Origin of the sequence: Synechococcus sp. RS9909 (assembly GCF_014279595.1) — a bacterium.
In the GTDB taxonomy this organism is placed as follows: Bacteria; Cyanobacteriota; Cyanobacteriia; order PCC-6307; family Cyanobiaceae; genus Synechococcus_C.
Genome location: NZ_CP047943.1, coordinates 1729004 through 1741981, shown reverse-complemented (window position 1 = coordinate 1741981; position 12978 = coordinate 1729004). Strand labels below are relative to the sequence as shown.

The following is a 12978-nucleotide window of genomic DNA, read 5'->3' as shown; positions in this document are numbered from 1 at the left end:
ATGAAGGCCTCAAGCCAGCAGGTGATCGGAGTCGATCTCGGTGGCACCGGCATCAAGCTCGCCCGGTTTGATCGCGCCGGCCAGCTCCTCGCTGAACAGCACATCGCCACCCCCCAGCCTGCGGTGCCGGGCGCCGTCTGCATGGCCCTGTGCGAGGCGATTGAAGCGCTCGATCCCGATCGCTGCGCCGCCGTGGTGGGCATCGGTCTGCCGGGGCCGATGGATGCGGCGGCCCGGGTGGCGCGGGTGTGCATCAACCTGCCGGGTTGGCAGGAGGTGCCGTTGGCCGAATGGCTGGAGCCGCAGCTGCAGCGTCGGGTCACCCTGGCCAACGATGGCAACTGCGCCCTGGTGGGCGAGGCCTGGCAGGGGGCGGCACGCGGTTGCGGCGATGTGGTGCTGCTCACCCTCGGCACCGGCGTCGGCGGCGGGGTGATGCTGGCAGGCCGCCTGTTCACGGGCCACAACGGAGCCGCTGCCGAGCCGGGCCTGATCGGCATTGATCCCAATGGCCCCCCCTGCAACAGCGGCAATCGGGGGTCGCTCGAGCAATACGCCAGCATCGCCGCCTTGCGCCGCCTCTGGGATGGGGAGCCGGAGGAGCTCAATCGCCGTGCCTGCGCCGCGGACCCCGAGGCCCTGGCGGTGTGGGAGCGCTATGGGCGCACCCTTGGCGTTGGCATCAGCTCCCTGGTGTATGTGTTCACGCCTCAGCGGGTGCTGCTGGGTGGGGGGTTGGCCGCGGCAGCCAAGCATTTCCTGCCGGCTGTGCGTCGAGAAGTGGTCCTCCGCGTGCAGGCGGTGAGTCGGGAGGGGCTGGAGATCCGCGCCTGTGAGCTGGGAAATGGCGCTGGACGTCTTGGTGCCGCCCGCCTGGCCATCGATCGACTGCTCCCGGCCGCCTGACCCGCCGGACGGGATGATGCTGAGCAGATGTCGCCCCAGCCCATGACTCCTCAGGGTGTGCCCGAACCGTCGCCTGAACTGCTGCGGTTGGCGACCGATGTGCGCCGGGCCGCCACAGCCCTGGGGCAGACCGATGATGGCCAACGGCAGCAGGCCCTGGAGGCGATGGCCGCTGCGTTGGAGCGCCACGCCGAGTCGATCGTGGCGGCGAATCAGCAGGATCTTGAGCAAGCCATGGCCGAAGGCCTGGCCCAGGCACTCGTGGCCCGTCTCAAGCTGGATGCCGGCAAACTGGCCGGCGCCATCGATGGCGTGCGCCAGGTGGCGGCGCTGCCCGATCCCCTCGGTGTGCGTCAGCTGCATCGGGAGCTGGATGAGGGGTTGGTGCTGGAGAGGGTCAGCGTGCCCCTCGGCGTGCTGGGGGTGATCTTTGAGGCGCGACCGGATGCGGTGATTCAGATTGCGTCTCTGGCGATCCGCTCCGGCAACGGGGCGATTCTCAAAGGGGGCAGTGAGGCGAACCGCACCAACCGCGCCGTGATCGAAGCCCTGCAGGAGGGGCTCGGCGCTGCCGAGGTCGACACGACGATTGCGGCCGATGCCCTGGCCTTGCTCACCACCCGCCAGGAGAGCCTGGCATTGCTGCGCCTCGATGGATTGGTGGATCTGATCATTCCCCGCGGCAGCAATGCGCTGGTGCGCTTCATCCAGGACAACACCCGCATCCCCGTGCTCGGCCACGCGGACGGCGTCTGCCATCTGTACGTCGATGCCCAGGTGGACGTGCCCCAGGCGGTGCGGATCGCCATCGACAGCAAAACCCAGTACCCCGCAGCCTGCAACGCGATCGAGACCCTGCTGGTGCATCAGGACAGTGCTCCGGCGTTTCTCGCCGCGGCCGTGCCGGCGTTGGAAGCCGCGGGCGTGCGTCTGCGGGGCGATTCCCGCAGTCAGGCCCTCGGCGTGGCGGAGGCGGCCACAGAGGACGACTGGGATCGGGAGTACCTCGATCTGATCCTTTCGGTGCGGGTGGTCAGCGATCTGGAGGAGGCGTTGGAGCACATCCGTCGCCATGGCTCACGCCATACCGAGGCCATCGCCAGCCAGGACGGGGCCACCGCCGAACGGTTTCTGCGGGCGGTGGACAGTGCCGGTGTCTATCACAACTGCTCCACCCGTTTCGCCGACGGGTTCCGCTACGGCTTCGGTGCGGAGGTGGGCATCAGCACCCAGACCCTGCCGCCGCGCGGGCCGGTTGGCCTGGAGGGGCTGGTGACCTATCGCTATCGCCTGCGCGGTGATGGCCATGTGGCCGCCGATTTCGCCGAAGGCCGTCGTCGTTTCAGCCACCGCGATCTGGAGGCATGAACGACGCGATCCACATCCAGGATCTGCGCGTGTGGGCCCATGTGGGCGTGCTGGAGCGGGAACGCCTGGAAGGGCAATGGTTCAGCCTTGATCTGACCCTCCTGGTGGATTGTCAGGCGGCGGCCCGATCCGACGCCCTCACTGACACAGCCGACTACAGCCTGGCGGTGCAGGCGGTGCAGACGCTGGCGTCGGAGCTCCGCTGCCGCACCATCGAGCACTTCAGTGAAAGGGTGTTGGAGCGTCTGGCCGATCTCTATGGTGCGGTGCCGATGCGCGTGTTGCTGCGCAAAACCAAACCGCCGATTCCAGGATTCAGCGGTACGGTTGCGGTCGAACGGCACCGGCATTGGCCGGCTCCTCGGTGAACGGCTCGGTGAAACAGCCCAGACCCCTCGTGCTGGTGCACGGTCTCTGGGATACGCCCCACCTGTTCCATCGACTGGTGCGGCAGCTGGAGGACCACCGGGTGCCTCTGCTGGTGCCCCATCTACCCCACCGCCTTGGCGCGATCCCCCTGCGCAGCCTCGCCGAGCAGTTGGATGGTCACATCCAGGCCCAGTGGGGTGCGGATCGCCCGATCGACATCCTCGGCTTCTCGATGGGGGGAATCATCAGCCGTGTGTGGTTGCAGGAGCTGGGCGGTGCCAGCCGCACCCATCGCTTCATCAGCGTCGGCAGCCCCCAGCGCGGCACGCTGACGGCGCAGTGGATTCCCCGGTGGTTGTTTGCAGGTCTGGCCGACATGAAGCGGGGCAGTCGTCTGCTGCGGCACCTCAATGCGGATCCCTCCAGCCTCCGCCGCCTTGCGTGCGCCAGTTTCTATTGCCGCTGGGATCTGATGGTGTTTCCTGGATGGCAGGCCGTGTTGCCCCTCGGGACGCAGCACGCGGTTCCGGTGCTGACCCACCAGCAGCTGATGGCCCATCCCCGGGCCCTCGAGCTGCTCACTCAAACGATTCTCAGCGATTGAGTGACAGGTTTGGTGGCGGTTGCCACCATTGATTCACTCCCCCCCGTCGTTTGAGCCAATGTGCTTTTCGGCTTCCGCCAGTTTCACCGCCTCTGCGGTGCTGATGCCTCTGGGTTTGTACTCCCACCATCTGGCCTCTCGTCATGAACGCCCGGATTACAAACCTCTGGCCTTGGTGCCCTTCTTCTTCGGGGTGCAGCAGTTCGTGGAGGGCTTGGAGTGGACCGCGCTCGATCGCGGCGGAATTGAACCACTCGCCACGGCAGCTGCCTTGGGATTTCTCTTTTTCGCCTACTGCTTCTGGATGATCTGGATCCCCTGGAGTGCCTGGTCGATCAGTCGAAGCACCGATTCCAAGGGGCTCCAGCATCGATTGAAATGGGTGGCGATCGTCGCCACAGTGATTGGCGTTGGTTTCTATCTACCGGTGCTGTTTAATCCTCCGGCTGTGCAGCCCGCCGTGCACAGCACCGGGCGCCTGCTTTACGACGTCTCCAACCTGGGCAGCATTGTTCACAACTTCCTCAACACCGAGCCTGTTGGGCAGCTCACCTACTGGGCCTTTATCGTGCTGCCCTTGATCGCCCTCAATGACCGAGCCGTGAAGCTGTTTGGGGTGCTGATCTTCGTCTCGATCTTCCTTACCTGGCTCACCTACAGCGCCACCTTCAATTCCGTGTGGTGCTTCTACTGCGCCGTGCTCTCGATTGTGGTGCTCTGGATTGTGAATCGGCCGCACCTGCGTCGTGCCTGACACCATGCTGCAAGGCATCAGTGCTGGGCTTGCCGGCATGGGTGAGCTTCTCGTTGAACTGGATGTTGGTGTTGGATTGCTGGTGGGCGTCGGTGCCTCCATGTCGGCCTCCCACCTGTTCGCTCTCTTGGCGAATCGGTTGCGTCCGCGGCAGATCCTGTTTCACATGGTGGTGGATACGTTGGTGCTCAGCCTGGCGTTCCTGATCGGCATCGTCAGCCATAGCCTGATGCTCACCCTGGTGGCGGGGGTTCCCTTGCAGCCAATCGCCTTCGGGAACCGCATGGGTGTGGCCCTCTGGCCCGGGCTGTTTTATGTGCTCGTTGCGGCGCCTTACATCAGCGATCTGATCGCCGTCACCCTGCTGGCATGGGTGCATCTGAATGTGCTGGTGCTTCTCCAGGCGGTCTATGGCGTGCCCCTCGAGAAAGGGCTGATCATCAGCCTGCCGGGTTATGTGCTGTCGTTGATCCTGATCGGCTTGCTCTTCGCCCAGCGTTGGCGTGCCAGCTACAACACCCTGGCGCGGGAAGTGGCGTCCCTCTCCTGATTCTCTGCCGTCAACGGAAGCTCTTCTCATGACTGGCGCCACCTCGGCGATTCAACATCATCGCAACCATCTGCGTTTCAGTCGGCGCCTGGTGGTGGTCGTGCTGGTCATCGTTGCTGTGCTGGGCCTGCTCAGTGTCAACGCTCTGCGCCATGACGCCTCGCTGATTTTTCGTCGCGAGGTGTTGGAGGAAGTCACCGGGATGAGTGTGGCGGTCGTGTTGATCGTTGTTGCTCTCACCGGCATGTATTCGGTGATGGCGGATTTTGTTTTCTGGGAAGGTTGGCAGCAGGGCCTTCCCGATCCCTCCCATCTGTTTGAAAGCTCCGAAGCGACCGAGTCTCCCCATCGTCACTTTGTGGTGTATCTCGACGGCATTCACCAGAGCGAGGAGAGTCATCCGCCTCGCGTCAGTGACTTTCTCGATGTGCTCCAGCAGGGCATCGCTGACGACATGCTGCTGGTGAAGGGGATCGAGGCCTACACGATCATGCCGGTGGGCTTGCGCGCCTCGTCGTATTCGCAGTGGTTCTGGCAGCGTTTATTCGCCCTGCAGGAGCAGCATCCGATTGGCCTGATCCGTTTTCTCTGCGCCTTTTTCGTGCAGGCCAACAATGTGATCAAGGTGGGGATTTCCTCTGATCGCCGCTACGGCCCGGTGATGAATTACGAGCTGGCGCTCAAAATCGCCAGGCGCCTGGAGGGGCTTGGTTTCCATCCCTCCCGGGCCTCGCGGGTGGTGCTGGTGGGCTATAGCGGTGGCGGAGAGATGGCGATCGGAACGGCGGCCATGCTGCAGAAGATCTGCCATGTGCCGGTGCAGGTGATCACCGTTTGTGGTGTGTTCAGTGGCAATGGCGATCTCACCAGCGTCGACCATGTGGCGATGGTGGTGGGCAGCCGGGATCCGGTGGCGGCGCTCGGCCGTATCGCCTATCCGGGGCGTTTGTTTTTGCTTCCCCTCTCCAACTGGAACCGTTGGCAGCGAACGCGCTCCTTGCATCGCTACAGCATTGATGGCATGAGTCACAACGGTGATTCGGGCCCGTTCAGCGACCACTACCGCGGCAAGGTGGTGGCGGCGATCTGCCGCGAACTGGAGCTCACAACGGATCGCTGAGGGACGTCTCAGCGGCGGCTTCGCCGTTGAGCGCGCGCACGCACACAAAAGGAGAGTGGGTCGGCAGGCTGCGGATCAGGCGGGCTTCGGCGCGCAGGGCCGCTTCGCCCTGCAGGCTCAGGTCCTGGGGCAGGCGTTGGAGGGCGTCGCGGTAGCGCTCCACCGCCTCATCGCCGTGGCTGGTGCTGGCCGTGCTCAGGCCAGTGTTCAGCAGCCGCTCCAGTTGCTGCGCCAGCCGCTCTCGCCAGATTCCCCCCAGGGTGAGGGGAAACAGCGTGCTGCGGCCCGTCAGGGCCTGCTCCAGCAGGGCGGTGGAATCGATGCAGAAGCCGAGAGCGCCATAGCCACCGAAACGGAGCTGGCCCGCGGCGGCGGTGCTGTTGTGCACTGCCGCCATCAGATCGCAGAGATCGAGAGCAAGGTCGAGGTGCTCGGCTTCAAAGGCTGGGCCGGGGTAAGCGACGGTGCCATTGCCGCGGTCGTTCTGCCAGGGCCGGTCGAGATCGTTCATCGCTGCCCAGCCGTTCAACCCTTCGCTGCCCTGGTAGTACTGCAACAGCACAGGCTCCGCCGCTTCAGGTGGCTGCAGTTCCAGCTCCAGGCAGCAGTGGGGGAGCAAGGATTCGATCTCCAGGCCATGGCGCAGCAGTCCGGTGCGATACGGAAGGGCCAGGGGGATCTGGTGCCAGGTGCCGTCTTCAGCGGCTGTGCTGGCACCCAGCCCGAAACTGGCCACGCTGGAGCGCACCCTGGCCCTGGCGGACCAGCCGCGGCTGCGCAGCAACGCCATCAGGGCCGCAGTGCTGACGACCCCTTCAAACTGAAAGGGTTCCACCGCCGCAGCCGTGGCACCGCGAGCAGCATCCGGCAGGCGGTTGGCGCTGAGGGCGTTGAACACCTGGGCGAGCAAGCGGTTGGCCTGGCGGCAATGGGCAGGTTGCAGGGGGGCCAGCCCCTGGTTGTGCCAGGTGAGGCCGGCGCCGAGGCTGCGCAGGTTCGGGGCTGACATGGATCCGGCCTTGGCGGGTGGCCATGGGGTGGGTTCCATGGCCGGCTGGTGGGCAAGCTCCTGCCACTGCTGCAGCGATTGGGGCAGGGCCTGGCGCGAACCATCCTCGGGGTTCACCACCTGCCGTGCCGTCCAGCGGCTGAGCGCCGTGGTGCCCGCGGCGTTGTCGGGGTCGCCGGCGGGCAGGAGATGCTGCAGATCATCGGCCAGCGCCGCCAGCAGGGTGGGGCTGACCAGCCCTTCCTCCAGCAGGGAGCCCAGGCCGCGCAGTTTTTCCGGAAGGGCGGCCGGGGCCAGTCGCCAGCCCCTGGGCAGCATGGCGAGCAGGGGAATCAGTCGGCGTTGATGCAGTCCCTGCAATAGCTCACGCAGAAAAGCATCGCGCTGGATCCCCCGGCGGAGCCAACTGTCCTCGAGCACCGCAGGGAAGGGCAGCAGCGGAGCCAGCGCCGTTCGGTCCTCCTCGCGCGCCCCCCATTGGCCGGAGAGCGCCAGCAGGTCAGCCATGGCTGGTGACCAGGCCGGAATGGCGAATCAGGGCCTCGGTGCTGGCGGCGCGGCCACGGAAGGCTTCATAAACCGCCGCTGGTGAGAGGCTGCCGCCGAGGCTGAGCACGGTGCTGCGGAAGCGCTCTCCCGTGGCGCTCACCTGGTCATCGAGATCGAGACCCGCTTCCTCAAAGGCGGCGAAGGCATCGGCGCTGAGCACCTCGGCCCATTTGTAGGAGTAGTAACCGGCGGAATAGCCCCCCGCAAAGATGTGGCTGAAGGCGCAGAGAAAGCGGTCCTCGGCAATCGGTGGGATCACCGTGGTGGTGGTGGCGATCTGGCGCCGCATCTGATCTGGGCTGATGCCGAGCTCTGGGGTCCAGCTGCTGTGCAGCCGCAGATCGGTGAGGGCGAAGTGCACCTGCCGCAGGGTGCTGAAGCCGGTCATAAAGGTGCGGGATCGCTTCAGCTTCTCGAAGTCGGCGTCCGGAAGCGGTTCACCCGTCTGCCAGTGCCGGGCCATGCCCATCAGGGTGGGGCGATCCAGGCACCAGTTCTCCATGAACTGACTCGGCAGCTCCACCGCATCCCATTCCACGTTGTTGATCCCCGCCGCCTGGGGGTGCTCCACCGTGGTGAGCATGTGCTGCAGGCCATGGCCGAACTCGTGGAAGAGGGTCTCCACCTCCTCGAAGCTCATCAGGCTCGGGCTGCTGTCGGTTGGCGGGGTCTGGTTGCAGATCAGGTACGCCACTGGCGTGATCCAGCCCCCCTGGCCGTCGGGTTGTCGGTTGAGGCATTCGTCCATCCAGGCCCCACCGCGCTTGCTGCCCGGCCGGCTGTAGGGATCGAGATAGAAGGCGGCCAGCGGCGAGCCATCCCGCTCGAGCACCCGGAAGAAACGCACATCGGGGTGCCAGATCGGCGCTTCGCCATCGGCAGCCGTGATCCGGATCCCGAACAGGCGCTCGCAGAACGCAAACAAGCCGTCGAGCACCTGGGGCAGCGGGAACCAGGGGCGCAGGGCCTCCTGGTTGAGGTCGAAGCGTTCCTGACGCAGCTTTTCGGCCCAATAGCTCACATCCCAAGGGGCGAGCGCGTCGGCTTCGGCGGCTCCATGGCGCCGGGCACAGGCCTGAAGATCCTTCAGCTCACGGCAGGCGGTGGGGTAGGCGGCCGTCCGCAGCTCCTCGAGCAGGGCTTCCACAGCTGGCACATCTTCAGCCATCTTGCCGGCGAGGCTCAGTTCGGCCCAATGGGCATAGCCGAGGCGCTGGGCCTGCTGCTGGCGCAGTTCCAGGATCTCCTGGATCAAGGGGGTGTTGTCGAGCTCCCCGCTGCTGGCCCGGCTCACATGGGCCTGGTAGAGCGTCTCGCGGAGCTGCCGATCATCGGCATGGCTGAGCACGGGGATGTACCGCGGCATGTCGAGCCCCAGGCGCCAGGGGCCGCGTTCCGCCGTGGCCTCACTGCCATCCGCATGACGATCACCCGCTTCTCGGGCTGCTTGCGCCAGGGCCTGGCGGGCCCGCTCGGGGAGGCCAGCGATGCGGCTGGGATCCTCCACCACCAGATGCCAGGCCTGGGTGGCGTCGAGCACGTGGTTGCCGAACTGGGTGGAGAGTTCGGCAAGTCGCTCACTGGCTGCGTTGAAGGCGGCCTGGCGGTCGCCGCGCAGGCCGACGCCCCGCTGCTGCATCGAGAGCAATTCGGACGCCAGGATCCGTTGCTGGGTGTGATCGAGGGGTTCGGATGGCCGCTGCTGCAGAGCCTCGAGGGCCTGATGCAGGCTGCGGCTCTGACCGAGGCGATTGCTGAACCGCACCACGTCGGCCTGCTGGGAGGCGTGGGCATCGCGCAGCTCGGGAGAGTTGCAGACCGCGTTGAGGTGGGTCACCACACCCCAGCTCCAACGCAACTGCTCGCCGATCCGATGCAGGGGTGGCATCACCCTGTCCCAGCCCAGGGGGGTGCCCGCGGCCAGGGCGGCATCGAGGCTGGTCTCCAGGGCGGCAAACTGGTCGGAGAGCCGCTGCAGCAACTGGGGAATCAGCGTTTCCACCTGCTCGGGTGTGATCGCCTCGTAGTCGGGGTACCCCCAGCCCGCGAGCAGGGCCGGATCGCGGCTTTCAGGCATGGCGTCAGCCCAGGGGTAACAGGGAGCTCAGGGCCATCAGGCTATGGCCGGAGAGGGTTTCGGCGAGGGCGTCGGTGGAGGCCTCGTAGACATCCATGGCGACCCGGGGCCAGATGCCGATGGTGAGGGTGGGCACCAGCAGGGTGAGGCCGATTACCAACTCCCTGGGGCTCATGTCGTCGACGAAGGCGAGAGCGGGGATGCGCGGCCCGAAGAAAACCCGACGACAGAGGGAGAGCAGGTAGATCGGGGTGAGCACGAGGCCGATGGCAGCCACTACCACCGTGATCACCCGGAAGAGGGTGGTGAACTGCTCCTGACTGGTCACCCCCAGGAAGATCGTGATTTCACTGATGAAGCCGCTCATGCCGGGCAGGGCGAGCGAGGCCAGGCAGCTTGTCAGGAAGAAGGCGAAGGTGATCGGCAGCACCTTGGCCAGCCCTCCCATGTTGGGGATGGAGAGGGTTTTGGTGCGTTCGTAGAAGCTGCCTGTGATGAAGAACATGGCCGCGGCGATCAGGCCATGGCTGATCATCTGCAGCATGGCGCCACTGAGGCTGAGGGCATCGACGGCACCGATGCCGAGGAGCACAAAGCCCATGTGGCTCACGGAGCTGCAGGCAATGCGGCGCTTGACGTTGTCTTGCGCGAAGGCGTTGAGGGCGCCGTAGATGATGTTGACGATGCCCAGGATGATCAAGGCCGGGGCCAGGGTGAGATGGACCTCCGGCAGCATCTGCACGTTGAAGCGCAGCAAGGCATAGCCGCCCATCTTGAGCAGAACGCCCGCCAGCAGCATCGACACCGGTGCGTTCGCTTCACCATGGGCATCCGGCAACCAGGTGTGCAGAGGGAACATCGGCAATTTCACGCCGAAACCCACCAGGAATCCGAGGTAACAGAGGAGGCCGAAGCTGCCGCCTGGGGAGCGCTGGGCCAGTTCGGTGAGATTGAGGCTGAAGCTGTCGCCGGAGAGAGCCAGGGCCAAGCCGCTGATCAGGATCAGCAGCGAAGCGAGAGCGGTGTAGAGGATGAATTTGGTGGCGGCGTACTGACGGTTCTGACCACCCCAGATGGCGATCAGCAGATACACCGGCACCAGTTCAAGTTCCCAGGCCAGGAAGAAGAGCAGGAAGTCCTGGGAGAGAAACACCAGCGCTTGGGCTGACGCCTGCACCAGCAGCAGGCCGAAATAAAGATTGGATTTGTGGCGCACCTTCCAGCTGGCACACACCGAGAGCAATGTGACCAGTCCACTCAGCACCACCAGGGGCATGGAGAGGCCATCGGCACCCAGGGACCACTCCAGGCCGATCACCGGCAGCCAGTTGACCCGTTCCACCAGCTGGAGCCCGCCATCGAGGCGGTCGTAGAGCCGGCTGAAGACGGCGAGCATCAGCCCGAAATCGATCGCCAGCACCGTGACGGCGAGGTTGCGCGGCCAGGGCGAGGGGTGATCGTCATCCCCAGATAACAACGGCATCACCAGGGCCGTGGCCGCTGGCAGCAGCACGATCAGAGATAACCAGGGAAAGGCTTCCGGAGACGCAACCGTCAGAGGCAGGTTGGCGTCCATGGCAGCAACAAGATTGTGATTGAACTTATCAGCACCTGGGGGGTGCCTGGGTACATCTACCCAGGCTGTTTCGGTTGCCAGTGACTGCCCGTGGTCTGCAGGTTCAGCAGGGGTGCACGGCTTGCCACCCCCTCCGCTTCCCAGGCGCGCACCATCGCCTCGCTGACGGCGGCGCCGTTCTCCTCGGTGCAGAGCGCCAGGATGCTCGGGCCGGCCCCGCTGATGGCGCAACCCCAGGCCCCCGCCTGAATCGCCGCTTCGCGCACCGCCTGGCCCCCCTTGATCAGGCGCCAGCGATAGGGCTCATGCAGGCGGTCGTGCAGGCCATCGGCGATCAGGTCGCCGTTGCCGGTGCGCAGGCCCTGGAGGAGCAGGGTGAGGGCGCCGAGGTTGACCACGGCGTCGGCCACGGGGATCGTCTTCGGCATCGCCCGCCGCGCTTCGCTGGTGCTGAGACGGATCGCCGGGATCGCCACCACCGCCTTCACGCTCGCCAGCCATTCGCAACGCACCACGCGCCAGCGCTGCGAGGCAGCTTTGGCGGTCATGCACAGACCGCCTAGCAGGGAGGGCACCACGTTGTCGGGATGGCCTTCGATGTCGATCGCCAGCTCCAGCAGCTTCTCCCGGCTCAGGGGTTCTCCCACCAGGGCGTTGGCCCCCACCAGGCCGGCCACGATCGCCGTGGCGCTGCTCCCCAGGCCCCGCGCCGGAGGCACGGCCAAACGCACCCTCGCCTCCAGGGCCACCGGCTCCTCGCCAGCGGCTTTCCAGACGCGCTGGGCGGCGCGATACACGAGGTTCTCCGGGCCGCCACGGAGGTGATTGCCCTCCTGGCCTTCGATGATCAGCTCAAAGCGCTCGCCGTTGCCTTCGATCCGGCGCATGCTGAAGCGATTGTTCAGATCGAGGGCTGCACCGAGACAATCAAACCCCGGGCCGATGTTGGCCGTTGTGGCAGGCACGTCCACCACCACCGTTTGGCCGATGCGCGGCTGCACCATCCCTGCTGTCCTATTTGGGCCAGTGTCTCACCCGGCCGTCAGTCCCCCTGCAGATCCCGGGCGCGGCAGGCGGCACTGAACAGGCCGGCATTCGGATCGATTACCGCCCGGATCGGCAGGCTTTCCAGGAATGAACGGAAGCGTCCCTTGCGGCGCAGCGGTTCCAGAAAGCGTTCGGAGCGGAGCCCTTCCAGGTTTTTCTCAGCGGTGCCACCCCCCACCCAGAGCCCGCCGCGGCAGAGCTCCTGCAAGGCCAGATCCCCGGCCGCGGAGCCGTAGGCCCCCAGCCAGAGTGTGAGCGCGTCCTGGGCCAGCGGATCCCCTGCAGCTGCCGCCCGGCCCGTGTGGGCGGGAAGGTCCTCGTGGCCGGGCTGGTCGGCCCCGATCGTTCGCCAGGCTCGCGCCTGGGCCTGAAGGGGATGGTCCTCGTTGCCCTGGCGCTGCAGGAGCCAGTGCATCACATGGCCGAGGCCGGTGCCGCTCACGATCCGTTCCACCGAGAGGCGATCCAGCTCCAGGTCGGCCATCAGCCAGCGGCTGAGCTCCCACTCCGCCTCGGTGCGGGGAGCGAACTCCCGGTGGCCGCCTTCGCTCGGCAGGGCGATCCAACCCTCCGGGCCGGGTAGACCGCGGGCCATCCCCAGGCCGGTTCCCGCCCCGAGAATCGCCACCGGACCCTGGCTGGCCTGCCCCTCCTGGAGCATCACCTGCTGGTTGGCACTGAAGTGGGGCAGCCCGTGGATGAGCACGGCGAAATCGTTCACCAGCTCCAGTCGCTCCAGGCCGGTGGCGGCGCAGAGTGAGGTTTCCTGCACCAGCCAGGGCAGGTTGGTGAGCTTGGCCTGACCCTGTTGCACGGGGCCGGCCACGGCGATGCAGCTGGTGGCGGGTCGGGCCAGATCCGCTGGCATCTCCTCCAGAAAGTGCACCAGCATCGCGTCCAGGGAGGGCCATTCCGCTGAGGCGTAGCGGTGTCCATGCAAGGCCTGGAGCTGGCCCTCCACCGTGCTGAAGAGGGACAGCAGGGTTTTGGTTCCCCCTAGATCACCGGCCAGGAAGGTCGTGGGTGCCATGGGTCCGGTTGGATCCGTT

At 66.0% G+C, this 12978-nt stretch carries 12 protein-coding genes; 7 read left to right on the top strand and 5 right to left on the bottom strand.

Annotated elements, in window-relative coordinates; all coding sequences use genetic code 11:
* The 7 genes from SynRS9909_RS09025 to SynRS9909_RS08995 are packed head-to-tail and all read left to right on the top strand — an operon-like array spanning nucleotide 1 to nucleotide 5671.
* A complete protein-coding gene (locus SynRS9909_RS09025; RefSeq protein WP_007102059.1) occupies nucleotides 1–906 on the top strand; it encodes an ROK family protein in 906 nt (301 codons plus the stop codon).
* Between the two features lie 42 nt (nucleotides 907–948).
* On the top strand, nucleotides 949–2274 hold the full coding sequence (locus tag SynRS9909_RS09020; RefSeq protein ID WP_038001233.1) for a glutamate-5-semialdehyde dehydrogenase: 1326 nt from the start codon (nucleotides 949–951) through the stop codon (nucleotides 2272–2274).
* Nucleotides 2271–2642 (top strand): dihydroneopterin aldolase, encoded by a 372-nt coding sequence (gene folB / locus SynRS9909_RS09015; RefSeq protein ID WP_007102061.1) that lies wholly within the window; start codon nucleotides 2271–2273, stop codon nucleotides 2640–2642. The genes SynRS9909_RS09020 and folB overlap by 4 nt, the downstream gene beginning before the upstream one ends.
* Nucleotides 2624–3247 (top strand): triacylglycerol lipase, encoded by a 624-nt coding sequence (locus SynRS9909_RS09010; protein WP_007102062.1) that lies wholly within the window; start codon nucleotides 2624–2626, stop codon nucleotides 3245–3247. Before folB ends, SynRS9909_RS09010 begins: the two co-directional genes overlap by 19 nt.
* Before the next feature lie 58 nt (nucleotides 3248–3305).
* Nucleotides 3306–4001 carry a DUF6629 family protein gene (locus tag SynRS9909_RS09005; protein ID WP_007102063.1) on the top strand — a complete coding sequence of 232 codons (696 nt, stop codon included), beginning with the start codon at nucleotides 3306–3308 and terminating at the stop codon, nucleotides 3999–4001.
* Nucleotides 3994–4551 (top strand): hypothetical protein, encoded by a 558-nt coding sequence (locus tag SynRS9909_RS09000; RefSeq protein WP_007102064.1) that lies wholly within the window; start codon nucleotides 3994–3996, stop codon nucleotides 4549–4551. The genes SynRS9909_RS09005 and SynRS9909_RS09000 overlap by 8 nt, the downstream gene beginning before the upstream one ends.
* Nucleotides 4552–4579: 28 nt before the next feature.
* On the top strand, nucleotides 4580–5671 hold the full coding sequence (locus SynRS9909_RS08995; protein WP_007102065.1) for a hypothetical protein: 1092 nt from the start codon (nucleotides 4580–4582) through the stop codon (nucleotides 5669–5671).
* On the opposite strand, the gene SynRS9909_RS08990 is transcribed toward SynRS9909_RS08995, so the two are convergent.
* The 5 genes from SynRS9909_RS08990 to SynRS9909_RS08970 are packed head-to-tail and all read right to left on the bottom strand — an operon-like array spanning nucleotide 5655 to nucleotide 12959.
* On the bottom strand, nucleotides 5655–7187 hold the full coding sequence (locus tag SynRS9909_RS08990; RefSeq protein ID WP_007102066.1) for a hypothetical protein: 1533 nt from the start codon (nucleotides 7185–7187) through the stop codon (nucleotides 5655–5657). The genes SynRS9909_RS08995 and SynRS9909_RS08990 overlap by 17 nt on opposite strands.
* A complete protein-coding gene (locus tag SynRS9909_RS08985; RefSeq protein WP_007102067.1) occupies nucleotides 7180–9306 on the bottom strand; it encodes a M3 family metallopeptidase in 2127 nt (708 codons plus the stop codon). The genes SynRS9909_RS08990 and SynRS9909_RS08985 overlap by 8 nt, the downstream gene beginning before the upstream one ends.
* A gap of 4 nt (nucleotides 9307–9310) precedes the next feature.
* A complete protein-coding gene (locus tag SynRS9909_RS08980) occupies nucleotides 9311–10882 on the bottom strand; it encodes an NAD(P)H-quinone oxidoreductase subunit 4 (RefSeq protein WP_007102068.1) in 1572 nt (523 codons plus the stop codon).
* Nucleotides 10883–10938: 56 nt separating this feature from the next.
* Nucleotides 10939–11886 carry a homoserine kinase gene (thrB, locus tag SynRS9909_RS08975; protein WP_007102069.1) on the bottom strand — a complete coding sequence of 316 codons (948 nt, stop codon included), beginning with the start codon at nucleotides 11884–11886 and terminating at the stop codon, nucleotides 10939–10941.
* Nucleotides 11887–11924: 38 nt separating this feature from the next.
* A complete protein-coding gene (locus tag SynRS9909_RS08970; RefSeq protein ID WP_007102070.1) occupies nucleotides 11925–12959 on the bottom strand; it encodes a glucokinase in 1035 nt (344 codons plus the stop codon).
* Nucleotides 12960–12978: the final 19 nt, after the last annotated feature.

Coding starts and splice junctions, on each gene's coding strand:
- SynRS9909_RS09025 (WP_007102059.1), top strand. CDS start 1: ATGAAGGCCTCAAGCCAGCAGGTGATCGGAGTCGATCTCGGTGGCACC.
- SynRS9909_RS09020 (WP_038001233.1), top strand. CDS start 949: ATGACTCCTCAGGGTGTGCCCGAACCGTCGCCTGAACTGCTGCGGTTG.
- folB (WP_007102061.1), top strand. CDS start 2,271: ATGAACGACGCGATCCACATCCAGGATCTGCGCGTGTGGGCCCATGTG.
- SynRS9909_RS09005 (WP_007102063.1), top strand. CDS start 3,306: ATGTGCTTTTCGGCTTCCGCCAGTTTCACCGCCTCTGCGGTGCTGATG.
- SynRS9909_RS08995 (WP_007102065.1), top strand. CDS start 4,580: ATGACTGGCGCCACCTCGGCGATTCAACATCATCGCAACCATCTGCGT.
- SynRS9909_RS08990 (WP_007102066.1), bottom strand. CDS start 7,187: ATGGCTGACCTGCTGGCGCTCTCCGGCCAATGGGGGGCGCGCGAGGAG.
- SynRS9909_RS08985 (WP_007102067.1), bottom strand. CDS start 9,306: ATGCCTGAAAGCCGCGATCCGGCCCTGCTCGCGGGCTGGGGGTACCCC.
- SynRS9909_RS08980 (WP_007102068.1), bottom strand. CDS start 10,882: ATGGACGCCAACCTGCCTCTGACGGTTGCGTCTCCGGAAGCCTTTCCC.
- thrB (WP_007102069.1), bottom strand. CDS start 11,886: ATGGTGCAGCCGCGCATCGGCCAAACGGTGGTGGTGGACGTGCCTGCC.
- SynRS9909_RS08970 (WP_007102070.1), bottom strand. CDS start 12,959: ATGGCACCCACGACCTTCCTGGCCGGTGATCTAGGGGGAACCAAAACC.